The organism is Spirosoma soli (assembly GCF_042684525.1).
In the GTDB taxonomy this organism is placed as follows: Bacteria; Bacteroidota; Bacteroidia; order Cytophagales; family Spirosomataceae; genus Spirosoma; species Spirosoma soli.
Genome location: NZ_JBHULN010000015.1, coordinates 116,205 through 142,012, shown reverse-complemented (window position 1 = coordinate 142,012; position 25,808 = coordinate 116,205). Strand labels below are relative to the sequence as shown.

Below are 25,808 nucleotides of genomic sequence, written 5' to 3'. Positions count from 1 at the left end.
CTGATCACTCTTTCGCTCATTCACTCTTTCACTCTTTAGAAATGAATCTCCCGAATTGGATTGCCCGCCGGTATTTTTTCTCGAAAAAGAAGCGCAGTTTCATTAGCTGGTTGTCCATCTTGTCTATGCTGGGCGTCGGTGTTGGCACCATGGCGCTGGTTGTTGTGCTGTCAGTTTTCAACGGCATGGAGGAGTTGAACCGGCAAATATTTAAGACGTTTGAAGCCGATATGACGGTCTTTCCCAAGCAAGGGAAGCGGTTTTTGGCTTCGCCCGAATTGCTTACTCGCCTGCGCCAGACGTCAGACGTGAGCTTAGTAACGGCCGTGGCGCAGGATAATGCGCTGGCGCTCTACGACAACGCCCAAACGGTGGTTCGACTAAAGGGGGTAGACGATAGCTATCTTCAGCGCCAGCAGCTCGATTCGGCCCTGCTGGAGGGTAAGTTGTTACTACGTCGTAACAATGTCAATTATGCCGTGGTGGCAGAAGGCGTTCGAAATGACCTGAGTATTTCGCTGATTGACATTTTAACCCCTTTGGAGATTTTGTATCCGCAAAGTGGGCAGTCATTCAACATCCTCAATCCAGACGCTTTCAACCGGGAGCGAATGACGGTAGCAGGCGTCTTTTTTATCGAATCCAAATACGACAATTTTGTGCTGGCCCCGCTGGCTACGGCTCGAACCCTGTTTGGCTATGCACCCAATGAAGTGACGAGTCTGGAAATACAGTTGCGACCGGGAACGAACGAGAACCAGGCTAAAGCAGCCTTGCAGCAGGTGGTGGGCGATAAGCTGACTGTGCAGAGCCGCGACGACCTCAATACGGACCTGTATCGAACCATCCGCATCGAGAAATTACTGGTAGCTGTCACGCTTGGATTCATCATCCTGGTAGCCTCGATCAATATTTTCTTCTCGCTGTCGATGCTGGTGGTTGAGAAAAAGGAAGACATTAAAATCATGTTTGCGCTGGGCGCTACATCGGGTTTAGTACGTCGCATCTACCTCACCGAAGGGGCAATTATTGCGTTGACAGGTGCTGTCACAGGCTTAATCCTGGGCGTGCTCATCTGTCTGGCGCAGGAACAGTACGGATTCATTCGACTCGGCACCGAAAGCTCGATCATTGATGCTTATCCCGTTCGCCTTGACACCAGCGATATCGTGCTCACGGTTGTACTGGTCGTCTTGATCACCATATTAACCTCCTGGTTCCCGGCGCAGCGAGCGGCTAAAATTGGGACAACGAGGTAAATACGTTATATAGCCAAGAGGGCAATCTGATCTTACTGCGTACTGACTGTACCTTTGTCTACCGAGATTACGTATGCTTTTCCGCCAACTCGTTCGATGGCTTCGGCTACAGCTTCTGGTTTATCAGGGGCATAAACGAACATGCAACCACCTCCACCCGAGCCGTTAATTTTGCCGCCCAACGCTCCGGCGTTCAAAGCAGCATCGAGCATTCGGTCAATTTTAGGGGTGCTTATTCGTTGGGCGTCGCGTAGGTTAGCCTGGTGATCGGTGAGGAGCTGCCCAAACTGAGTATGATCGAGGACCGGGGCCTGCAGCACAGCCATCGCCTGAGCAAGAATGTCGCGATTGGCCAGATTCCCTTTGAGGAGGATGTACTCGTCTTTGGTAAGAATATCTTTAAACTCCGTGGCCTCCGTAATTGAAGAATGATGCAACGAGAACATAGGATTGATGTCCTGAAGCCGCGCCAGAATGTCGAGCATACCAAATTTCACCCGCTTCAAAATACCAAGCGTGTCCTTTGGTTCGAGCGAGTCGCCCAGTACAAACGAACCTAATTGAGGAGTCAGCTCAAGCAATTGTATCGTCGGGGTTGAAGCGAGGTAAATTACGTGGCCGACGGCGGTAGCGTAATGATCCATCATGCCGCCAGGTTCGCCAAACTCCAGCACCTCGGCCATGTAGGCTAGTTCAGCCAACCGTTCGGGAGTCAGCTGACGAGGCTCATCGGCCAGTTGCGTTAGTACGTTGAGCCACGTGACAAGGAGCGCCGACGAACTCGACGTGCCCGAGTTGATCGGAATGTTGCCGTGCACTTCGCCTTGAATGCCCTTTGAAAATGTATAGCCTTCCCGCAGCAAGACGTTTACCGCCGACCGAAAGTAGTCGCGGTCCTGCGGGTAAGGTAGCGGTCGACCATCAAATGGAATGTCGATGAAACTGTGAATGTCGGGCAAATTTAAACGAAACCCGGGGCTGGCGACCTGTCGGGCGTTCAGGTCGATTCGTCGGGAAATGGCCGCGGCTATAACCGGCAAACCCAGATAATCCTGATGCTCGCCGAAAAGGCAGATACGACCGGGGGTAGACGCAGTCATTGTTTATAAAGACTACCAACTCGTCTTCTTGTAGCCGACTGTGGCGTAATACAGGATAAACCCAAATAGCGGCAGCAACAGTGCATAGGCCGTTTTAGGGCTTAAGTGGTCAAATAGGTAGCCGTGTAATGGAGGAAGTAAGGCTCCTCCCGCAATGGCCATGATGAGCAGCGCGGAGCCGATCTTGGTAAACTTCCCGAGCCGGTTGAGGGCCAGAGGCCAGATCGCAGGCCAGGCGGGAGCAATGGCAAACCCAAGTAACGCAATGCACAATACGGAGGTGAATCCATCGGTAAGTAGCGCACCCGTTGTTAAAATCAGGGCTAGAATCATACCAAAGCGGAGGGCGTTCTGTTGCGAAATCCAGCGCGGGATGGCCACAATGCCGAGTAAATAGCCCGCCAGCAGGCCGTAAAGCGTATATTCGGTAAAGTACTTGGCTTCGTCATTGCCAAAGCCAATGGCCTTACCGTAGTTAATGATCGTATCGCCCGAGATTACCTCCGCACCGACGTAGCAGAACAAAGCCAGTACGCCCAACACCAAATTCGGAAATTGCCAGACGCTGGTATGTGAAGTCGCGTCGGCGGGTGCATCGTCCTGTTCTTCGGAAACTTCAGGTAAGTTCGACAGCCGAATTAAACCGGCCAGTACAATTAGTACGGCAGTCAAAACCAGGTACGGACTCACTACTTTTTCCAGGCTTTCAGCACCTATAGCCACGCTGGTGCCAGTCAATAACAGACCCCCAAATACCCGCTGACTAATAATACCAGCCAACTTGTTGGCAATGCCCATGAAGCTGATTCGCTGGGCGGCACTCTCGCGCGGACCGAGGATGGTGGCGTATGGATTTGAAGCCGTCTGCAAAACCGTAAGGCCAACCCCAATCAAAAAAAGACCTACCAGGAACAGCGGGTACGAAAACGCACGGGCGGCTGGCACAAAAACCAGCGTGCCTACGGCCATGGTGAGTAACCCCAGTGACATGCCATTTTTGAACCCGGTACGTTTCAGTAGCGCCGACGAAGGGATGGCCATGAGCGTGTAGGAGATAAAAAAAGCGGAAGCTACTAAACTAGAAGCGACTGTACTTAGGTTGAACGCTTGTTTGAAGAAGGCCATCAACACACTGTTCGTCCAGGTAACGAAGCCAAAAACAAAGAAAAGGGCGCCAATAATAAGCAGCGGGCCAGTATAATTTTTCGGTGGCGTTTGGGTCGCGGTTGGAGTCATTCAGTGTAGTTAGTTAACAAAAGCAAAACAGCTTACCGGGTATATTTTAAATTTTTTTACAAATAAAAAATAAAACTTGGTTTATCATCGAAACTACGGTCTAAAAATTGTCGGTTAAGCCAAAAATCGGTTTGTTCGTCTTCCACTTTCCTCGGGTGAAATCAGGGATTTCAACAGGCTTGCTGCCTTTGGCAATGCTCTCTTCTGAGAGTGGACTAATGGCGCTCCAAACGGCCGCATCATAGACGTCAATCGGCGGGGGCGTCTTGGTTTTGACCGATTCGATAAAGGCACGTAGCACAAAGAAGTCAATGCCGCCGTGTCCGGCATTTTCGGCAGTTTGCGCGTGACGTTGCCATAGTGGGTGGTCATATCTCTCCTGGTACTGGGCAAAGGGCTCCCAGGAATGGGGGCTGGGGCTTACACCCTCCAGGTAAATCATGTCGTTATCGTCCATCCAGATCCCGTTGGTACCCTGCGCCCGGAAACCAAGCGAGTAGGGGCGGGGTGAGTTGGTATCGTGAATGATAACGATATTTTCGCCGTTGGCGCACTGGATAACGGTCGTCACGACGTCGCCGAGCTTGAAGTTAACCTGCGCATTAGGATGGTTTGGGCCACCTTTGTCGACTACGTATTTGTGCAGCCCCCGACTTTTGGTGGCGGTGCTGGTCAGGTGCGTAAATCGATTGCCCCGGTTGATGTCGAACCAGTGGGCTACAGGACCCAGGCCGTGCGTTGGGTACAAGTCGCCATTGCGATCGACCGAGTGCTGGGTGCGCCAGTGGGCTTCGGAGTAGCCTTTAGCGCCAAATTCGGCACCGACCCCCGCAATCGATTTGCCGTCGTTGAATTTAATGCCTCGCAGGTCGTGCTGATAGCCGCAGTGCGCGTAGGTCATTTCGCCGAACATGCCTTTCCGAATCATATTCAGCACGGCCAGCACATCGCGACGGTAGCAGACGTTCTCCAGAATCATGCAGGGCGAACCGGTTTTCTCGAAGGCGTCGACCAGATCCCACGACTCTTTGAGCGTAACGGTAGCCGATACCTCAACGCCCGCGTACTTACCCGCCTGCATAGTGGCTACGGCCATGGGTACGTGCCACTCCCAGGGTGTGGCAATCACGACGCCGTCGATGTCGTCGCGCTTGAGCATTTCGCGGAAAGCCTCGTCACCGTTGCCGTAAGATACCGGCGCTTTTCGCCCGGCCTTTTCAATCAGGGTATTAGTGCGGCTGACGGCTTCCGCCGACGGATCGCAAATGGCCGTGATCTCGACGTCGTCGCGGTAGAGGGCTTGCTGGACGTGGCTTCGGCCCCGCGCTCCGACGCCAATGAAGGCCAACCGCACCTTCGGATCGGCCGATTTGGCCAGGCTTTGGTTGGCTTCGGTCAGGATGGTCGGAAAAACAGAAGCTGCCGTACCCGTGAGGGCGGCCGAGCGAATAAACTGGCGTCGAGTAGTCGTCTGCATGGCGATACGTGGCTTTTGAAAGTCGTTGGCTTCTCAAAGTACGACGTTTCCTTTCAAAAATCATATGCGATACCTCCGACATTCGCGATTGTGCAAGCCTGTACCCGTCTGGCTTAATCCGCCCGCCGAATCTTTGATAGGCCTGTCGTTACCTCCGACTCAACCTTAGGATTTCCTGAGTACGTAAGTGTGCTGACACCATCGGCCGAAGCCGATAACGTTTCTGTTACGTGAACCGTGGCATTGCTAGACCCTTGTAGCTTGATATTGGCACTGCCAATAGTCAATTTGTCGGCGTTGAGTCGGCTGGCTTGTTGGCAAACGATGGTTGCTTTTTGAGCGGTGCCTTCCAGATTTAGTTTCGAGGCTTCATCGGCATTGATCGTCAATGTTTGCACGGCTATGGGCGCTGTCAGGCTAGAGGCTCTTTTAAGGGTTATCGCTAACTGGTCAGATTTAATAGGTAGGCTCGATTCAATCGTGCAGGCTACTGCTGCTTTAATCTGGCTGAGCCTGGCAACATGAATCGTTACCATCACAGGCTTTGAATTGCGATTGGTGCCGCCTTTCCGGGATTTAGTCTCGTTGTACAGCATTCTGTCTTCCGGAATCTCAACGGTGAGCTCGCCATTCTTGACGCCAACCTGCACCCGGTCTTGCATTTCAGGCTCGGCTTCAACTTCCACCGCGTCCGCATCGCCTTCGGTGATACGTATCTGCAAGGCAAAGCGAACATTTAGTTTATCATACGTACCAACCTGGTGGGGTCGTTTTACTAATTGTGCCGTGCCAGATTGGGCCATTGTTAACTGGCTTAATAAGGTAATACAAAAGGCGACGATGAGAGATTTAAACGTTTTCATGGATTAGTAATTGACGTAATATGAACGGGGAATGGTTAACTTATTTCTTAGACTTAGCTATGGACTTAGGTTGCAGGTAAGCTACGGCTTTTTCCAAAACAATATCTTTGCCACTAATTAAATCGGCTACGGTCGGCTTTATTTCTACATCGGGCAGGACGCCGATACCCACAAAATCGCGCCCGTCGGCGTACGTATCGCGCTTGGTGCAGATGCGGGCCGTACCACCGCCGGGTAAGTCGAACGGTAGCGGCTGCCCAGTGGTACCCATGGATGGTTCGCCAAGAATCGGTATCTGACGACTCTTTAACTGGCGAATCATGATCAGCAAATCTTCCGCAGCAGAAGCTGTGTAGTTACCCGCCAGCACGACGACTGGCATAAGCAATTTTGGCTCGGTGATGTCATTAGCGAACGTCATGGTATCGCCCGTGTACCAGAAATCACCCTTGAAAGTCTGGTAGCTACGTCGGTACCAATCGTCTTTTTTTGCCTTTACCGAATCATACGGTTCTTTGGCCTGCCAGCTTCCCCAAGCCTTAAATGCCGCCCGATGTTCGCGGGTGCGCCAACGTGAGCCGACCAGGCGTTTTTCCTCGGTAAAATACTTCAGGATTTCAGCGCCAGTGCCCGAATTGCCACCCCCGTTTTGCCGAATATCGAGAATGACGCCCTTCGCGGTCCGTAGTTGTGGTACCATCGCTTTGAATTCGTCAATGATTTTATCGTTACCAAAACTGGTGAGTTCAACATGGGCTATGTCGCCGGGTAGTATGGTCAGAGTTGATAGCTTGACGGCGGGTGGCACTGAACCATTCCCTTGCAGCCATTGCGACCCATCGCGTTCCCGTTGCGAGAACAACCTCGATTTGTACGTAATGACCTGACCATTGGGGGCGCGAAAGGTCATCGGGATAATGGCTGTTGTGTCTCGATTGGCACTCCAGAAGCCAAACATGGCGTTGTTCCATTTCTGGTGTTCGGTCGACGCTGAGATATACGGAAATACCTGGCTTTCGAGGTATTCCCGGACCGGCTGACCGTTAACGGTTATTAACTCGGAGCCAACCGGCACCGCGTCCGAAAGGCCTTTCAGCACCCGGCTTACGTAGGGCTTTTTGTCAATAATCGTCCACCGAAATGGTACGTAAGTAGAGTATTTCAACAACGACCAGGGCGCGTTGACATTCGTGTGTCCATCTTTTAATAAGGCGCAAAACCGTTCGAGCGTCCGGTAATAATCGTAATCGTTTTTGGTAGTGAGCACCTGCGGAACATAGGCTTGATAAGCGCTATCCCAATTGATTCTGGCCTTGTCGAAATACGCAAAGTTGTAACTGGCCTCCGACCAGAACTTCGATAAACCGGCAATTTTCTGGGCATCCGTCAGGGTAGATGGGTAGTTCGTCTGCGCCCAAAGGGTGCCGGTGGTCAGTAACAGGAAAAGGGTAATAGTTTGTCGATTGCTCATGGCGTAAAACAGGGTTGTCGATCTGGTAATTAGCTTGGTGGAAGTTGATTGTTAACGCGCCCGGCTTTCTTCTTCGGCGCTGCCCGACGCCTGGCTTTTGCGGTTAAAAGTCGATTTGCCGAATGTATAAGTAAAGCGGAGGGTTGCCTGACGACTGTTCCGTTTTTGTAAGGTCGAGACATCTAAATTTTCATATTGACTGACAAAATATTCACGATACGTATTGAATATATCGTTCAAATTCAGTTGCAGATTACCCTTTCCGGCCAGTACCGATTTTTGTAGACCAACCGATACCGCTCCATTAGACTTGAGCGTATAAATATAATCTTGGGTAGGGCCGGAATAATAATAGCTCAGTTCCAGGTTATAACCTCCCGGCAACGAGAAGTTATGAGTGCCATTGACGTAATAATTCCAGGCCTGTGTATTGATTGTTGCCCCTGGGGAGTAAGCCGATACAGTTTGCTTGCGACCAACCGACGCGTAATGCTGCATTTTCCACCACTTCGTTGGCGACTGTGTGGCTGAAATGTCGAGCCATACCGATTGCTGCTTATCGAGATTGACGCGGGTGTAGCGAATCACTTTGGTTTGGTCGTTCTGAAACGGAAGCTGTACGAACACATCTTTATTGAGAATGTAGTTCAGGCTGACCGTGATGGTGCGGTGCTGATAGGTGAGGTCGGTTGTGTTCAGGGTTACCGGCAGCAGAAACGGGTTGCCTTCGGTATAAGCGTAGGGATCGAGGTAGAGCGTGAACGGATTAAGATCGTAAAAGCTCGGTCGTTGCATCTTCCGCGAAAAGCTGGCCGAAAGCACGTCACGTTCGCCCAGCTTCTGCTGAACTTTTAAACTTGGCAACCAGCGGACGTACTGGCGGTTCACTACGTTGTTTAGCGTGACCGAATTGCCTTGTGAGTTCGTGTTTTCCAGCCGCAATCCAGCTTCTACCTGCGTCTTATTAAACTCCCGACTCATCTGTGCGTAGCCTGCCAGTATCTTTTCGTCGTACAGAAAGCGGTTACTACGCGAAGGATCATAAACGTAACCCCGGCCGGTTGTCGAGTTGGCAAATTGCAACGTATCATAACGCAGCTCATTGTTGGTACCCGTCCAGCTCAGCTTGACCCCCATTTCGAGCTTACCAACTTTACCGAACGGGTGGACATAATCAGCCCGGAACGAGCGAATAGTCGTGGCCGAGGGAAACTGGCCGAGCATGACCATCGGTACCCGGATAGCCTGCCCTTCCCGATCCAGAAAATCATTGCGAAAGTTCTGCGTTTTGGCGGTATTGTAATAGGCGTAATCGAGGAAAGCCGACAGCTGATCGCCACGCTGATTCAATGTGCCCTTGTAACTAAGATCCAGGGCGATGTTGCTGGTTCTGGCGTTGTCAATGCTCTTCGTGTTGAGTTGCGTATGGGTCAGTTCAGCGCCAGTTGTGTTGTAATCGATGCGATCAGCATTGTTGATGAGGATGTCTTCCCGATGAGCCGTACTGCCTTTTACAAACAGGCTGATCTGCTGATTTTTGTTCGGCGTAAAGTCCGTCGAAAGCTGGTAAGACAGTGGTTTGGAATTCCATGATAAAAGTTCATCACCCATGAACATCGTCTGCAACTCGTTTGACGAAACAACGCGCCGGGTTAGGCCCGTTAAAAAACTAGTGTTCTGCACGTAGCCCAGGCGGCCATAATAACTCCACTTCTTCGCTTTGTAGGTCGCGCTACCACCCACTTCTCCGCCATTATAGCGTTGGTTCTGCACGTAGCTACCGTAGACGCTGCCTTTCCAGCCTAAGGCCTTGTCTCGCCTAAGTTTGATGTTAATGACGGCCCGCGTTTCGCCATCAAACTGGGCTGATGCATTGCTAATCACTTCGACCTGCTCAATGTCCGATGCCTGAAGGCCATTCAGTTCATCACTGCTGATCGGTTGCTGTTTTCCATCGATGTACACAACCGGCGCATAGTGGCCTTTGATGGAGATGGCTCCGTCCTGACTAACAATTAGTCCGGGGGCTCGTTTCAGAACGTCCAGGGCGTTGGTCGCCGTTTTAAAGAACGGGTTTGTTACGTTCAGAGTCATCTTTCCCATGCTGCGCTCAACTACCGGTCGTTCTCCTTTCACGATTACTTCGGTTAGCGTCTTCGCCATAGAAATCAGTGGAATGTTGCCTGCGTTGATAACTGGTTGAGCATCGGTAAGGGTCAGCGGCTGGCTGGTGTATTGAGCAAACCCCATAGCTGTTACACGAATGAGATACGTACCCGCCGACAAGCCGTTGACAGTGAACGAGCCGGTTGTGTCGGTTAAACCACCCTTTACCATCGCTGAATCCTTCGCGGCCAAAACCAATACGGTAGCATATTCCACCGGGCGCTGGTTTGCTTCTCGTACGTTGCCCGTTATGGCGTTGGTTTGGGCGAATCCGTTGCCTATCGCGAAACTGAGCAGGATGAAGATGTATAGTGTTTTCACAGCGGTTGATTTTAAACTGTGGCTGCTTAGTATAAAATCAATTGCTATGCCAGTGGAATAAGCTGCTGAAGATCAAAGTGTTATTTCGGAGTGATTTTTGGGAAGTGTTCAATTTCGAACACTTTTTGTTCGGTAATGAGCAGCGAGTTCAGTTGGGCGAATGTTGTCTTACTGTATTCAATTTATATAACGGCATAGACTGCTCCGGCAGACCGGTCATAGACCGGATAACGCCTGCACATAGTCTGGAGACTATGCGCAACGGCCGTACCATAAACTACCCCGGATCAGTCGGCTCGTAAGCTGTGGGCTGGGTTAGTCAGAGCCGCTCGAATGGCTTGGTAGCTAATCGTAAGCAAGGTTATTGTTGTTACAACAAATAGGCCGGTTAAAAAGGCGCCAGGGGCAAGGCTAATGTGGCTTTCGTAGCGGCTGAGCCATACTTGCATCAGCCAGCCCGATAATGGAGCTGCTAAGCCGAACGCCAGGAGGAGTAATACCAGAAATTCGCGCACGAATAACCAGACAATCTGATCGACGCGGGCACCCAAGGATTTGCGAACGGCGATTTCTCGGGCACGGCGGCTGGTCATGAAGGCTATGAGACCATACAAGCCTACGCAGCCAATCAGAATAGCCACGATAGCCGCTAGTCGAAGCGGGCGCACTTCCCGCAACTCACCTTCGTAAAACTGAGCCAGGCGTTCGGTGAGGGCGTCAGCCAGGAATAAGTCGTTCGGAAATTGTTGATTCCAGACTTCTTGTACAGCCGCTAGCGCCGTCTCACGTTTGTCGGGATCTACACGAATGCCGCAGCTGCCGTAGGATTTACGCTGGTTGAAAAGCACAATCGGTTGCCTATTTTCTTTAGAGCTGCGGTGTTGCCAATCACGTAGTACGCCCACAATTGGCTTGGGCGTTTTAGAGATAAACTCCAATGTCAACGTCTTACCGACGACCGCTTGTGGCGACTTCACGCCCAACGCCCGAACAGCGGTTTCGTTGATCAGGTAACCATTGATGGTATCACTATCGACCAGATTACGCCCAGCTACGAGCGTAAGGCCAAACGTTGGAACAAATTGCGCGTCGCCCATTTTGCAAATTATATACCAGGGTTCAGGGGCTGGACGATTGTCAAAAAAGCACCTAAAAAGATTCGTTTCCTCTGAAGCGGGCGAGTCGGAACAAAAACTAACGCTTTCAACGCCGGGAATCTGTTGAAGTCGGGTGCGTAAGCTAGCCAGATCGGTTTCCTGCGGACGCGGAATGGGAATGAAAATCTGTCGATTAGCTTCAAACCCCACATCGGCCGTTAGCCAGGCCGTCAGTTGTCGTAACATGATCAAGACGGCTATGACAAAGGCCATGCTGATGGCGAGTTGCCCAACGACTAAGCCCCGGCGTAGCGATAAGCCACCTACGGTTTGGGTAGTAGGCTGGCCTTTGAGTACCCGAGCTGGTCGGAACCCGGTTAGTATTAAACCGGGATATGTACCGGCCAGCAGCGTCACGACCAAGATCAGGCCTAGCAGAAAGCCCCATCCGGTCAGGTCCAAGCCAACGGGTATAGGGGTGTTTGTCCACTCGCGCAGGAAAGGAAGCACTGTATAAGCCAGAATGAGACCAAGCCAGCCGGATAAGATAGTTAATACGGCCGTTTCGGTGATGAATTGCCAGAATATCCGTTTTCGGGTGGCACCAATGACTCGCCGTACACCGATCTCCTTCCCGCGCCGGAAGGCTTGTGTTGTGGCTATGTTGATGAAATTGACGCAAGCCGTCAGAATGAGCAGCGCACCAATCCACGTAAGTACCCGCAAATTGCGTTCGGCAATCTGCCCGTAGTATTTTTCAGACGTGTGAAGCTGCCAAACGGGTATTGCGTGAAAAGCATAATCATCGAAGTCTGGGCCATAGTGTCGTATTCGTAAGGGGGCGAGTGCCTTGTTTAGTTGCTTAGGATTGCCGCCCGGTGGCAGAAGTACCCAGGCGTGCGTTCGCCAGTTGACTCCTTCCCATCGTTTAAGTGGGGTGCCATTATGAACGAAATAATCCAGGGTCGCGTAAGAAATAAACAGTTCGTAAGGTTGGTCAGTATTATCGGGAATATCATCTACCAGCCCAGTTACGGTCAGCTCTAACGCATTATTCATGGACAAACAACGGCCAATGGGATTCCGACTCCCAAAGTATTTACGCGCCAACCGGCGAGTGAGCACAGCTGTGAAAGGCTGTCTTAGAGCTTGGTGGGCTGTGCTGTGTAACCATCGGTAATCCAGAATATCAAAATACATGGGCTCCACAAAGGCGACGGCCTGCGCTTCGCGGTGCTTGGCGAGCGTTTTACCGGCCGGGTCCAGTACCCGGATGATTCGGTTCTGCTGGCCGATGCTCATCGCGGCCGTTTCAATGAAGGGAAGTTCCGCCCGCAGTGCCGGACCCATGGGCGTGGGGGCACCCGGTGAATGATCAAACGCTTGTGTGGGACCGAAGTCCGTGACAACGCGGTAGGTTCGATCTACCTTTTTGTGATACGTATCGAAACTCCAATGGAAACGAATGAGCCAAAACAGCAATAGCGAACAGGCTAACGCCAGCGATAATCCCACAATGTTCAGAACGGCATAGGAGGGATGTTGGCGGAGTGTATAGACAGCGTAGCGAAGGTTGTTTAGCAGCATGGTAATGCTTACAAAATGTGTCCATCAATCATCCGTACCACCCGATGAGCATAAAGCGCGTCGTAGTCTGAATGGGTTACCATGATAATCGTTGCCCCGCCTTCGTTAAGATCCGTCAGCAAACGCATGACGGTGTCGCCGTTGGTCGAATCGAGGTTGCCGGTGGGTTCATCGGCCAGAATCAGGCTCGGCTTTGTTACCACCGCCCGCGCAATGGCAGCCCGTTGCTGTTGTCCACCCGAGAGCTGTGTTGGACGGTAGTGTCGGCGGTGCATCAGGCTGAGCTGCTCCAGCAATCCTTCGGTACGGGTTCGGCGCTCGGCGCTGCCAACGCCTGCATAGACTAACGGTAGCTCCACGTTTTCGTAAATGCTCAATTCATCAATCAGATTGAATCCCTGAAACACGAAGCCAATATGCGTCTGCCGAAAGGCGTCCTTGCGTGATTCAGACAAGTGCATTAGTTCGTTTTGATTAAACCAATACTGACCCGAATCAACATCGTCCAACAGGCCCAGCACATTCAAAAGCGTCGACTTGCCACAGCCCGACGGCCCCATGACGGCCACAAAATCGCCCGCGTCGACGGTGAGCGATACGTCGGTCAGCGCGGGTGTCTGACCGTTGTTGCCGTAGTATGATTTATAAATGTTTTTTAACTCAATCACCTTAGCTATTTGCAGGACAAGCTTATTTTTAGCGACAGGATGAAGGTTGCCTTTGACAGGATAAACAGGATTATTTGCCTCAACGAGATCACGCTCATCCAGTAAACCCTGTCAAAGAAAAAGCTTGCCCTACGCTCCATGCAATCACACCAAATATAGGTAAATGCCCTATATTTAGCTTTCTCAATCCGGAGATGTCGGTTCATGTCTGCTCAACCCCATTTGAAAAAAGCCGCTATTCTGCTCGTAGATGACGACCCCGACGTGTTGCTATCCATGGCGTTGCTGCTACGGCCGCTGGTGGCAACCGTTCGTACCGAGAAAAACCCCGAACGATTGCCAAACCTGCTGAAACAGGAGCGTTTTGATCTTATTCTGCTTGATATGAACTATCAGAGCATGGTCAACACCGGCAATGAGGGGCTCTACTGGATAAGTCAGGTTCGTAAACTGGCCCCACAGGCCGCTGTCGTGATGCTTACGGCTTATGCCGACATTGATCTGGCGGTACGGGCCTTGAAAGACGGGGCATCAGATTTTGTGGTGAAGCCCTGGCGTAACGAGAAATTACTCGATTCCCTGGAGGAAGTACTGGGGCGTCGACAAGCTAGAGATGGTACGTCGCTGCCCAGACATGCACGACCTTCCGTGTCGGTATCGCCCTTGATCGGTGAATCAGAAGCCATGCAATCGTTGCGGTATACGATCGAGAAAATCGCTCCCACCGATGCCAACATTCTGATTCTGGGTGAGAACGGAACCGGTAAGGACGTAGTGGCCCGGCTCATTCACCAGCAGTCGAACCGGACCCACGAGCCATTTGTCGCCGTCGATCTGGGGGCGTTACCCGAAACGTTATTTGAATCGGAGCTTTTTGGCTACCAGAAAGGAGCCTTTACGGATGCTCGCCAGGACCGGCCGGGGCGTTTCGAAACGGCTCATACCGGAACGCTATTTCTGGATGAAGTCGGCAATGTGCCTCTCCCGCAGCAGGCTAAACTCCTGTCTGTTTTGCAAAATCGGCAGGTCGTTCGACTCGGGAGTACTATTCCAGTTGCAGTCGATGTACGGGTTGTGTCGGCGACGAATATGCCGATCTATCAGATGGCTACCGAAAATCGATTTCGTAAAGATTTGATTTATCGCCTGAACACCCTCGAGCTAACCTTGCCACCCCTGCGCGAACGCGGTGACGACGTTTTGCTACTGGCCAGGCACTTTCTGACTCTATACGCCGAAAAATACAGCAAGCCAGTACCTCAACTGGAAGGGCGCGCCCTGACACGGTTGAAAAATTACGGATTCCCCGGTAATGTTCGGGAGTTGCAGCACGCCATGGAGCGCGCCGTGATTATGGCCGAGGCTGACGTACTGCGCCCGGAAGATTTATTTTTCTCGCCGGTAGAAACGGTGCCGCCCGCTGAGCAAACGACTCGTCTGGCCGAATTGGAAAAAAGCACCATCAACAAGGTTATTGAAAAGCACCACGGCAATATCACCAAAGCGGCTAAAGAGCTCGGCATCACGCGGATGGCGCTGTATCGTCGGCTTGATAAATACGATAGCTGACAGATGACGTATTCCCTTGCACTGCCGCTCCGGGCTGGGTTGCTGCTACTCACTCTTGTGGGTACGGCCGCTGCCTTGCTGACTCGTCAACCCATTTATTGGTTGCCGGGGCTGGCGTTAATTATTGGTCAGATTGCAGAGTTAGTACGCTACCTGAACCGCCAGAACCGTGAACTGACGGATTTCCTGGATTCGCTACGTTACCACGATTTCTCGACCAATCTCAATGCTGCCAATGCCCCTGCGTCGGTACGGCAGGCGCGGCAGTTGTTAAACGATATTAACCGGACGTTTGCGCGGTTGACGCAGGAAAAAGAAGCTCAGCATTTATACCTGCAAAACGTACTGGCATTGGTCAATACGGGCATTTTGTCGTACGAAGAGACCAGTCAAGACGTGCGCTGGATGAACGAGTCGCTAAAGCGGCTGCTTCAGATTCCGTACGTTAAAACGCTCGACGGCCTCAAAAAACGGAATGAGCCGCTCTATCAGGCGTTAACTACCCTCCGGCCGGGAGAAAACCGCGTGGTTCGGATCAACGGACGGGCCGTGTTGTTGTCTGCCACCGCCTTTACTGAAGCTGAGAGTCGGTCGCGATTAGTGGCTTTTCAGCCGGTTGAAGAGGCATTGGACGAAAATGAAGCGCAGGCGTACCAGAAGATTCTGCGCGTTCTGACGCACGAGATCATGAACTCTGTAGCGCCGATTGTTTCACTGGCCGATACGCTTCAACAACGTTTACAAGCCAAAAATGCGTCCATCGACGACGTAGAAGCGGGCATTGGCGTCATGAAAAAACGGAGCGAAGGTCTGTTGCAATTTGCGCAGACGTACCGTAACCTGAGTAAACTATCGGCTGCATCGTTTCAACCGGTTGGCGTACTGAACCTCTTCGAGGGCGTGCTGACTCTGCTAGACCCAACATTTGCCCAACGAGGCATTGAACCCGACGTGATTCTGCCCGACATTGACCTGACCATCCAGGCCGACCCCGTGCTCATCGAACAAGTGCTGATCAATCTGCTCACTAACGCCCTCGACGCGCTGCGCAACGTCGACCAGCCCGAACTTCGGTTGTCTGGTTTTCGCCAGGACGACGGTCGGGCGGTGATGCAAGTGGCCGACAATGGTCAGGGCATTCCGGAAGCAATGCTCGAGGATATTTTCGTTCCCTTCTTCACGACCAAAAAACACGGCAGCGGCATTGGCCTTAGCTTATCCCGGCAAATTATGCATCTGCACCGGGGGCACATTCAGGTAGAGTCGACCAAGGGGCGAGGGAGTCTGTTTACGCTTACGTTCCCTGGGTAAGCAAGGGCTGTAAGAAACATTACAGAGGGTCCTTCAATTTGGACGGAGCGTACCCGAAATGGTCCTGAAACACTTTGGCAAAGTGTGACGGTGAATTATAGCCAATCTGATAGGCCACTTCAGTGACGTTCATCTCCCCCGTTTGCAACAGCTCGGCGGCCCGCTCCAGGCGAACTCGTTGAATAAAGCGATTCGGGCTTAGGCTCGTCAGAGCCGACAGTTTACGGTTGAGCTGGGTTCGACTCATGTTGGCCTGAGTCGCTAACCAATCTACATCTATTGATTCAACGTCCAGCTGCGCCAGAACCGACTGGCGCAGCCGGTTCAAGAAGGCTTCTTCCCGGTCAGCCACTCGTTCCAGTGGCAACGTGGTGGGGGGAGGTTGGTTCAGGAACCGTTTTTGCCAGTTCTGGCGGGTGCGCAGCCCGTTGCCAACCCGCAGGACCAGCTCCGCTAAGCTAAACGGTTTAACCAGGTAATCGTCTGCCCCATTTTGCAGGCCCTGCATCCGGCTCTCGCGGGCCGAGCGGGCCGTGAGTAGAATCACCGGAATGTGGCTGGTGCGCTCGTCGTTTTTCAGCCGCTCCAGCAGCTCGTAGCCGTCCAGCTCGGGCATCATTACGTCGCTCACAATCAGCTCGGGCACCTGAGCTAGGGCTTGTTCCCAACCCAGCCGGCCGTTCTCAGCGGATAGTACCTGGTAGGTACCCGACAGGTAATCAACTACCTGCGCCCGCAGGTCCTCGTTATCTTCGACGACCAGCACCAGCGGTTTAGGTGTTGCCCCTGTATCCACAGCTGTGCCGTTGTATTTTCGCTTATTAATCAGTTTGGGTGCGGGCTGATTCATCGACGTAGCTGAGGCAGTGTCTAGGCGGGCCGCATCCACGAGGGTCGTACCAGTGGGTAACGCGGAGTGGTTTTTATCCGGTACCGTCAGCGGTAACTCGACCGTGAACGTACTACCCTGGTCGATCCGGCTTTCCACCGCTACACGACCGCTCAGCCAGGTGGTCAGTTCCCGGACCAGTGCCAGGCCAATGCCCGTACCCGAGTAGGTACGCGTTGAGCGGGCGTCCACCTGATGAAAGCGCTCAAAAATGCGGTCTACCTGGTCCTCGGGGATACCGATACCTGTGTCGGTAACTCCTAACACAAAATGATTATCCGCTGTGATGTGCCCCGTGACCTGCACGCGCCCTCCGGAGGGCGTAAACTTCAGGGCGTTGGACAGCAGGTTGTAGGCAATCTTTTCCCACTTGTCGCCATCGAAACCAAACAAGCCCTCGTCGGGTGATGTACCTTGCAGCGGATCGCCAGCAGCCGGAAACGGGTGGGTATTGTAGGTGAGATCGATGCCCCGTTGGGTAGCCAAGCCAGCAAACTGAGCCACCACCTGACCAATAAACCACACTGGATTACCCAGTTGGGAGTAGGTTTCCAGCTTACCCGCATCCAGCCGGGCCATGTCGAGCGTTTCGGTGATGAGCCGCAGCAACTGATGGGCATGGCGTTGAATGGTGGCTACTTCGGGTAGTTCGTTCGGGTCGGGGGCTTTGGCCGTCAACTGCTCGGTGGCGTTCAGGATGATGGTTAAGGGCGTGCGAAACTCGTGGGTAACGTTACTGAAAAACCGGGTTTTTAGTTCGTCGAGCTGGCGCAGGCTGGCCGCTTCCTGTTGCTCACGGACTAGTTGCCAGGCCAGTTGCCGTCGCCGACGGTAAGTTCGGATCAGGTGGTAACCCAGCCCACCTACAACCAGCCCCATCAGGGCCAGAAAGCCGGGCGTTTTCCAGAAGGGGGCCACCACCACAATCGTCAGCGTCGACGTGTTCGGCTCCCAGCCCCTAATTCTTGATCCCCGGTTGACGATAAACGTATACGTGCCGGCGGGCAACTGATAGGCGGCCTCGCCCTGAATATCCTGCGATGAAGTCCACTCTTGGTTGTACCCATTAAGCCGCCAGCGCAGTGTCTGGGGGCCTAACTTAGCCGACAGCGTAAATTGCATGGCAAAGGGATCGTTTTCGCGCACCGTCAGCGTCGGATGCCCCTGGTCGTCATACACCAGATTCTGGGTCGCACTCGTGTTATCGCGCAGTTCGGTACCATTGATGGTTAGCTTCAGAAACAGCAGCGAGGGGACTATACGGACCTGATTCAGGTCATATTCATAGAGCTTGTCGAGCGAGCTGATCCACAGTCGGTTCGTGGGAGTTATGTGCAGACTGCTGATCGAGTGGGTGGGCGAACGGGTACCAACCTGCTGAAGGACCCCCTGCGCCGTGTACCGGTAGATGATTCTTCCCCGGCTAAAGTAGGCATTGCCTTGTGCATCAAGTTTAAATTCCCTGCTGTATGATTGGTCTTGGGAATCAGGGGTTCGTGGGGCGTTGAGGCCCAGGTTCCGAAACTGGCCAGTGGCGGGCCGAAAGAGATTGACACCGTTGTCGAGTCCCAACAGAATACTGCCGTCGGGCCGGGCCTGCACCCCAAAGGTAGCGTTGCTGCTCAGGGACGTGGTATCTTTATCAATGTGCCGGTAGTTGGTCAGCTCTCGCGTCTGCGGATTATAGGCAAAAAAACCTTGGTTCCCCGTTGTAAAATACACCGTCCCCCGGCGGTCCTGGGTGATAAACCGGACATCTAACCCCCGGTCAACGATGTGCTCTACCGCCAGGTTTCGGGGGTTGACCTTCAGCAGGCCATGCTTTTGCAGACCGATCCAGAGGTTGGCCTGGGTGTCGACAAATAAGTAGTGTGATCCGTCTCTGGCTAAATAGTCACGTACCAGCCGGGTGGTATCCGGTATCCGCACAAGGCGGGGCTGGTGAGTATCGATGTAGGAAAGCGAATAGCCCCAGCCCCTCTTGAGCCAGATTCGGCCGTCGGGCGAGGGCGCCAGGTGATAATAATAATCGCCCTCTTTCAGTGCCGGATCGTGGAAGACGCGGAACTGTCGGCCGTCGAAGCAGACAATGCCGTTGGTCGAGGCCATCCATAACCGCCCCTGGGCATCCTGGACTATACCGAGCGTTGTCAGACTTAGCCCCGCTTTTTCGTCAAATTGCCGCAACAGTCGTGGCATGAGCAACTGGGCCCCGCCGGGCCCGGCTGCCAGGCAAAGTAGTAATAAACAACTGACCGCAATTCGATTAACGAAACGCATGAGTAAATAGGGTGACACCCCTCCAAATATACGCATGATCAGATGCTTAACAAAGTAAACCCGAGCTTCAGGAACGGTGATACCCTGTAGACGGTGATTACTCCGGCTTGCAACGGATGCGTTCGCTCAACGTGATTAATCTTATAGGGTCATTAATGACTATCTACTTAAAGCACTTGCCGCGGTGCAACCTCTGCCGAGTTCTTTTTCTGAAGGCTCAGTCTATTATAGCGGGAGACTAGAGCTAGCAGGTCATTACAGCAACCACTGCTTCCGGTATTTGGGCCAAAAATGGTTCGATAGCGGGCATAATGGTTCGATTTCGATAGACTTTGGCCTGCCCCTTAACCCACCTTTGTGCCCATCCAACGACCGCCGAAAACGGGTTTCGGCGGCTTACTAATCAAATAACCACTATGCTTTCTTCTCTACGTTTTTCCCCTGCCAAATCCGCCCCTCGCTCGCTGGCGTGGCTGGTACGCTTACTCATGGTCTTGCCTTGGCTGGCTCAGGCCCAATGTCCCAACAATTTAGCCACTCAGGCGCAGGTCGATGCCTTTCCGCCGGGCTGTGTCAACCTGCCGAGCCTACTGATCATCGAAGGAGCGAACATTACCAACCTGAATTCACTCTCAGTCATACAAACCGCTGGCGGCCTACAGATTACTAATAATCCTCTTTTAAGTTCGCTTGGGGGATTGGACAATCTTACGTCGGTAAGGAATGGTCTCGACATTCAAAGCAATGCCGCCTTAACCAGTCTCCAGGGATTGAATCAACTCGCATCAGCGGGAGGACTTGATTTGCGCAACAATCCCAGGCTGACAAGTCTGAATGGATTAGAGAATCTGAAGACTGTCGAAAACACAGTTTTAATCCAGAGCCATGCCGCCTTAACCAGTCTCCAGGGATTAAATCAGCTTACTTCAGCGAGAACACTTGATTTGCGCAACAATCCCAGGCTGACAAGTTTGAGTGGATTAGAAAATCTTAGAACTGTTACTGGCACTGTTTTAATCCAGAGCCATGCCGAATTGACCAGTCTCCAGGAATTAAATCAGCTTACTTCAATAAGATTCCTTGATTTACGCAGTAATCCCAAGCTGACGAGTCTAAGTGGATTAGAAAATCTTAGAACTGTTACTGGCGAAGTTTTAATCCACAGCCATGCCGCCTTAACCAGTCTACAGGGGTTGAATCAGCTTACTTCGGCGGGACGACTTGATTTACGCAGTAACCCCAAGCTGACCAGTTTGAGTGGGTTGGAGAATCTTGGAACTGTTACTGGCACAGTTTTAATCCAGAGCCATGCCGAACTAACCAGCTTAGAGCCATTACGCCTTAACCAGGCTAGCGGGCTTAGTTTTGAGAATAACCCGAAACTCAGTTATTGCGCCAATCCATCCATCTGCGCCTTACTGGCACAGGGTGTGTCTGCAACCATCCGAAACAACGCGCCGGGGTGTAACTCTGTGCAGGATATCCAGGCAGACTGTTCACCGCTGGTTATCACCACTCAGCCACCGACCCAGTCCGCCGTTTGTGTGGGTGGTACGGTCACCGCTGCCGTTACCACGTCGGACAACGCCCGGGCCTTCCAATGGTATAAAGGCAATGAGGCAATAACTGGGCAAACCACTAATATGCTGAGCCTGAGCAATGTGCAGCCTGCTGATGCGGGAATGTATCGGGTCGTGGTCAGTAATTCGGTCAGCAGCCTAACCTCCACGGCTTTCACCCTGACAGTCAATACCCAAAGCCCGGACTACCAGCCCCTGGTCGATCTTTACAACAGTACGGGCGGGGCCAACTGGACTCGCAAAGACAACTGGCTCACCGGCTGCACGCCCTGCGGCTGGTACGGGGTTACCTGCGATGATAACGGCCGGGTCACCCAACTCGATCTGACGAGAAATGGATTAGCTGGCCCTATTCCGGCCAGTTTGAGTCAGTTGACCAGTTTGCAAAGGTTACAGTTGGTACTCAACCAACTCAGTGGTCTAATACCGGTTAGTTTGAGTAACCTGACGAATCTGGACTTCCTGGGCTTAGGGCGTAACCAGTTGACCGGCACTATTCCGCCCGAACTAAGTAATCTGACCCGGTTGACGGTATTGGCCCTTGACAACAATAAACTGGAAGGCGCTATTCCGGCCAGCCTGTCTGCGCTTACCAATCTGCAAGCCATCTTCTTGTCTGCCAACCAGTTGAGCGGTTCGATGCCGGCCTATATAGGTAGTTTGTCCAATTTGAACTTGCTGTGGCTGGACAATAACCAATTGAGTGGTATTGTCCCGGCGAGTCTGGGTAACCTCGCCAAGCTGACTTCCCTTTTTCTCAATAACAACCAATTGAGCGGTTGTTTTCCCGCCAGCCTGTCTTCCCTTTGTGGGAGACCCGGATCCACGTTTAACTTCTCTAACAATACCAATCTACCCGGTGGGGGCAACTTTGGGGCTTTCTGTGCCAGCGGGGCGGGTAGCGATGCCTTCCGACCCCTGGCCACGGCCAGTCCCAACCCTGTTTGTGCGGGTACCCCGGTAAGTCTGAGCGTCTCGGCCGGTACGTTCTACCAATGGAGCGGACCGGCAGGCTTTACAGCCAATACCCAAAGTCCGGGCTTTACCCCTGCGTCAGCCGCCAGCAGCGGACTCTACTCGGTAACGGTGGGCAATGGTAGTCCTACCTGCACCGCTACGGCCAGCGTCAGCCTGACCGTCAATGCCCTGCCCACCGTCAGCGTCAGCCCGTCGGCCAGCACGGTCTGCGCCGGGCAAACCGTCACCCTGTCAGCTACGCCCGGCCTGAGCAGCTACCGCTGGAGCACGGGCCAGAACACGGCCAGCATCGCCGTAACCACTACCGGTACTTACTCGGTGACAGCCACCAACGCCAGCGGTTGCCCGGCCACGGCCTCGGCCAGCGTGACGGTCAGCCCGACGCCCCCTACCCCAACCCTGACCACCGCTACCGGCCAGCCCGGTCAGCTTTATGCCGGAGGGAGAACTTCGGTGACCGTACCCCAATACTCGGGCACCGTTACCCTCGCATCCAGCGGTTGCCCCGGCGGAACCATCCGCTGGAGTGGCCCCAACAACACCAGCGGAACGGGTAACATCGTTGTACCCACCACCAGCACCGGTACGCTGGTTTACCAGGCGGTCTGCCAGCTCAACAACTGCACCAGCAGTCCTACATCGGCTACCGTGACGGTCAGGAAAGATGAACTGCGGGTGGTGGCTCCGCTCTTCGACTGCGCCACCAACCAGCTCACCCTGCGCACCACGGGCGGCAACGGCAAGCCCATCGAGTATCATATTGCCTCCATCACCAACGGCTGGAGCGCGACCAACCCCGTCACTGTCAGTGCCAAAGACTTCCGCCGGAGCTTCGATATCGACGCCCGCCAGAAAGAGGGCGACAACACCGGCTACGACCAGGCCGAAGAGTTGGACGACTACGAACTGCCCGCTTGCGGATCGGGCCGGGAAGCCGCGAGCCAGGAGCAGGTAGTTCCTTTGAGCGTGGTGGTACTGGGTAACCCCGTTAGGGGGCAAGAGGTATCAGTCGAAGTACGGGGTGCTGAAGGCCAGCCGTTGGGCCTGCAACTGACCAACCTCCAGGGCCGGACCGTCGTTGGACGGACTATCCAAAAAGCCGGGTTGGTAGAGCGCCAAACGTTTGGCGTAGGAGATCAGCCAGCGGGTTTGCTGCTCTTGCGAGTGAGCACACCCAGCCAGAGCCAGACGGTGAAAGTGCTAAAAAGCGAGTGAAAGTTTAGGGCCGATCATGCCTGGTGGGGTCTGTCTGCGTGAAGACTCGATCGGGTATGATCAACCCCGGCTCATTTATAGTGTCTCCTAATATGTTGATAATCTGGTAGTTTAATTTTTGTCCACGATTTTGTCCACGCTTTATACTAGCCAGTTTATAATTAATCATGTTCTTTTAACCCTGTCAAATCAACTATTTCCATAATCAAACAAAACATTTCCAACTCATGAAAACAAGTATTACTCTTTTCGTCGCTCTATTGCTTCTTGCCAGCTTCACCTCCTCATTCGCTCAGGGAATAACCCTGGAATTGTTCAAAGGCAACGGCCCGTCTCAGGTACCTGAATACACTACGCCGATTCCGGTGACGAGCGCTCAATACAGTTTCTCTAACACCCTTAACATTGGTTCACAATCGGGGGGGGCTGGGGCCGGTAAAGCCAACTTCTCGCCAATGGTCATTACTAAGCAGGTGGATGCCTCCACGGCATCCTTCCAAAAGACACTCTTTGTTGGGGGATATTATCAATACGTCCGACTGAATTTCTACCGGGGCGATGGATCGCTGGCTTACCGGGTCGTACTGGGCCTGGTGGCCGTGTCTAATTATTCGGCGAGTGGGGCCGAGGGTTGTACCAACGGTTGCCCAGCTCTGTCCGAATCAATTACACTTGAATACGGGCAGGTAGCCACTTATAATCCAGAAGCGCCAGTTAATCTGCGCACCACTACCTGGAATCGGGTCACCAACACTACTGACGTTTCGAGCACAATTCCTCAATCAGCCATCACCCAGTAAGCTTCGGGCTTCTTCATCCGCTAAACATCAATACCATGAGACAGCTATTCCGAATAGCCTCGCTCGGGATTGTCGCGGTATGTGGGCTGGTTTTGTCGGTTCGGGCGCAGGTCAATCCGCCGAATGTGGTCGTGAGTAGCCGGGCACCGGCTACCAGGAGCCTTTCGACCGCTTCCCGAATCCAACGAACCGTCGACAGCCTGCAGCGATTAACCCAGCCAGAGTATTATAAAGCCCTGTTTACTGCTAAAAAATCACCCGCCCGTTCGCCCGGTGCCCGCCTTCAGGCGGATGTCTGCAATACGTACCTGTGTACGATCCCGGCAACGCCCTTGAGCGTAAGCCTGACCAGCAGCGGGCCGCTGACCTGCACCGTTACGTCAGCTACGCTTACCGCCACCAGCAACCCGGTTACGGGAGGCACCTATACCTTTGCTGGTCCCGACGGACCCGTTAGCAGCAGTGGAAATACGGCCTTAGTAACCCAAGCCGGTAATTATACTGTTACTTTCAGCAAACCGGGTAGCCAATCCGCTACAGCCACGGCTACGGTAACGGATAGTAGAGCCCTGACGGCGACCATCAGTGGTGCCCTAACTGTTTGCGCTGGCGGTACCACCAGCCTCACCGCCAGTGGGGGCAATACGTTTTTATGGAGCAACCAGGCGACCACCGCTACGGTTTCGGTGACGGCAGGGGTCTATTCGGTGACCGTAACCACGGGCAGCTGCCAGGCTGTGGCATCAGCCACCGTCAGCACCACCCAATGTGCGCCGACCAACACCGCGCCGGTGGCCACCGTCAACGCTAGTCAAACGGCGACTGTCGGCCGCGCCTTCTCCTACACGGTCAACGCTTTCACCGACGCCGAAACGCCCAACAGTCTGACGTATTCGGCTCTCCTCAACCCGGCCAACCTAGGGTTAAGTTTTGACCCCGCCACCCGGGTAATCTCGGGGACGCCGTCTCAGCCAGGTCCAGTCAGTGTGACGGTGACGGCTACTGACTCGGGTAGTCTGTCGGCCAGCACCAGCTTCAGCATTACGGTGAATCCCGCTCCGGTGGTCGTTACGCCATTGGCCCTAACGCTGACGGCCAGCCCCCAAACGCTGCTTACGACGGGTACCACTACGCTTTCAGCAACTGTGTCAGGAGGTACAAGTCCATACGGGTACAGCTTCACGGGGCCGGGCAGCCTGACGGCTAATGGCAATACGGCGCAGGTAGCCAGCCTGACGGCCGGGGTGCAAACCTTCACTGTTGTGGTCACTGATGCCAGTACACCGGTAAATCAGACAGCCACCGCTACGGTGAGTGTGAGTGTGACGAGCCCACCGCCGGTCAACACGGCTCCGGTGGCTACTACCAACGCCAGCCAGACGGCTATTGTTGGTCAGGCCTTTGCTTATACCGTCAATGCCTTCAGCGATGCCGAAACGCCCAACAGTCTGACCTACTCGGCCAGCATCAGCCCGGCCAACGGCTTGAGCTTTAATGCGGCCACGCGGACCATCTCCGGTACGCCGTCGTTGACGGGGGTGAGTACTGTGACGGTGACGGCTACTGACTCGGGTAGTCTGTCGGTGAGCACCAGCTTCAGCATTACGGTGAATCCCGCTCCGGTGGTCGTTACGCCATTGGCCCTGACCCTCTCGGCTAGTCCGACGATGGTGTTAACAACGGGTATAACGACCTTGTCGGCCACCGTGTCGGGTGGTACTTTCCCTTATCGCTATACCTTCAGTGGTCCGGGCACCATCACTCAAAACATAACCAGCAATACGGCCAGCGTATCGGCCCTGTCGGCTGGTGTGCAGACCTTCACTGTAGTGGTGAGTGATGCCAGTACCCCCGCCAGCCAGACCAGTACGGCTACGGTGAGTGTGACGGTAACGGAGGCCAACACCGCCCCAACGGTAGCCAATGCCGTACCACCTCCAG

At 53.4% G+C, this 25,808-nt stretch carries 15 protein-coding genes; 6 read left to right on the top strand and 9 right to left on the bottom strand.

Features of this window, described 5'->3' with window-relative positions; all coding sequences use genetic code 11:
- Nucleotides 1-41 precede the first annotated feature (41 nt).
- Nucleotides 42-1,259 (top strand): ABC transporter permease, encoded by a 1,218-nt coding sequence (locus tag ACFSUS_RS21155; protein ID WP_381525744.1) that lies wholly within the window; start codon nucleotides 42-44, stop codon nucleotides 1,257-1,259.
- 32 nt (nucleotides 1,260-1,291) lie between these two features.
- On the opposite strand, the gene ACFSUS_RS21150 is transcribed toward ACFSUS_RS21155, so the two are convergent.
- The 8 genes from ACFSUS_RS21150 to ACFSUS_RS21115 all read right to left on the bottom strand — a co-directional run bounded on the left by ACFSUS_RS21150 (nucleotide 1,292) and on the right by ACFSUS_RS21115 (nucleotide 13,245).
- Nucleotides 1,292-2,359, bottom strand: coding sequence for a mevalonate kinase family protein (locus ACFSUS_RS21150; protein ID WP_381525743.1), 1,068 nt, complete (start codon nucleotides 2,357-2,359; stop codon nucleotides 1,292-1,294).
- A 12-nt stretch (nucleotides 2,360-2,371) separates the two neighbouring features.
- Entirely contained in the window at nucleotides 2,372-3,595 is a 1,224-nt protein-coding gene (locus ACFSUS_RS21145) for a sugar MFS transporter (protein ID WP_381525742.1), read from the bottom strand.
- 100 nt (nucleotides 3,596-3,695) lie between these two features.
- A complete protein-coding gene (locus ACFSUS_RS21140) occupies nucleotides 3,696-5,072 on the bottom strand; it encodes a Gfo/Idh/MocA family protein (protein WP_381525741.1) in 1,377 nt (458 codons plus the stop codon).
- Nucleotides 5,073-5,185: 113 nt separating this feature from the next.
- Nucleotides 5,186-5,935, bottom strand: a complete 750-nt coding sequence (locus ACFSUS_RS21135) for a head GIN domain-containing protein (RefSeq protein ID WP_381525740.1) — start codon at nucleotides 5,933-5,935, stop codon at nucleotides 5,186-5,188.
- 40 nt (nucleotides 5,936-5,975) lie between these two features.
- On the bottom strand, nucleotides 5,976-7,406 hold the full coding sequence (locus ACFSUS_RS21130; RefSeq protein ID WP_381525739.1) for a S41 family peptidase: 1,431 nt from the start codon (nucleotides 7,404-7,406) through the stop codon (nucleotides 5,976-5,978).
- A 51-nt stretch (nucleotides 7,407-7,457) separates the two neighbouring features.
- Complete coding sequence (locus tag ACFSUS_RS21125; RefSeq protein ID WP_381525738.1) at nucleotides 7,458-9,893, bottom strand: outer membrane beta-barrel protein; 2,436 nt, start codon at nucleotides 9,891-9,893, stop codon at nucleotides 7,458-7,460.
- Between the two features lie 287 nt (nucleotides 9,894-10,180).
- Complete coding sequence (locus ACFSUS_RS21120; RefSeq protein ID WP_381525737.1) at nucleotides 10,181-12,577, bottom strand: ABC transporter permease; 2,397 nt, start codon at nucleotides 12,575-12,577, stop codon at nucleotides 10,181-10,183.
- Between the two features lie 8 nt (nucleotides 12,578-12,585).
- Nucleotides 12,586-13,245 carry an ABC transporter ATP-binding protein gene (locus ACFSUS_RS21115; RefSeq protein ID WP_381525736.1) on the bottom strand — a complete coding sequence of 220 codons (660 nt, stop codon included), beginning with the start codon at nucleotides 13,243-13,245 and terminating at the stop codon, nucleotides 12,586-12,588.
- A 204-nt stretch (nucleotides 13,246-13,449) separates the two neighbouring features.
- Here ACFSUS_RS21115 and ACFSUS_RS21110 point away from each other — a divergent pair, with 204 nt between their 5' ends.
- Entirely contained in the window at nucleotides 13,450-14,814 is a 1,365-nt protein-coding gene (locus ACFSUS_RS21110; protein ID WP_381525735.1) for a sigma-54-dependent transcriptional regulator, read from the top strand.
- Nucleotides 14,815-14,817: 3 nt separating this feature from the next.
- Nucleotides 14,818-16,125, top strand: coding sequence for a sensor histidine kinase (locus ACFSUS_RS21105; protein WP_381525734.1), 1,308 nt, complete (start codon nucleotides 14,818-14,820; stop codon nucleotides 16,123-16,125).
- A 19-nt stretch (nucleotides 16,126-16,144) separates the two neighbouring features.
- Here ACFSUS_RS21105 and ACFSUS_RS21100 read toward each other — a convergent pair whose 3' ends face one another.
- Nucleotides 16,145-19,294, bottom strand: a complete 3,150-nt coding sequence (locus tag ACFSUS_RS21100) for an ATP-binding protein (RefSeq protein WP_381525733.1) — start codon at nucleotides 19,292-19,294, stop codon at nucleotides 16,145-16,147.
- A gap of 416 nt (nucleotides 19,295-19,710) precedes the next feature.
- Here ACFSUS_RS21100 and ACFSUS_RS21095 point away from each other — a divergent pair, with 416 nt between their 5' ends.
- From ACFSUS_RS21095 to ACFSUS_RS21085, 3 genes are all read left to right on the top strand, one after another.
- Nucleotides 19,711-23,067: an immunoglobulin domain-containing protein gene (locus ACFSUS_RS21095; RefSeq protein ID WP_381525732.1), complete on the top strand. Its 3,357-nt coding sequence runs from the start codon at nucleotides 19,711-19,713 to the stop codon at nucleotides 23,065-23,067.
- A gap of 227 nt (nucleotides 23,068-23,294) precedes the next feature.
- On the top strand, nucleotides 23,295-23,867 hold the full coding sequence (locus ACFSUS_RS21090; protein WP_381525731.1) for a type VI secretion system tube protein Hcp: 573 nt from the start codon (nucleotides 23,295-23,297) through the stop codon (nucleotides 23,865-23,867).
- A 35-nt stretch (nucleotides 23,868-23,902) separates the two neighbouring features.
- Nucleotides 23,903-25,808 (top strand): putative Ig domain-containing protein (locus ACFSUS_RS21085; protein ID WP_381525730.1); only part of this gene is annotated, 1,906 nt, incomplete at its 3' end.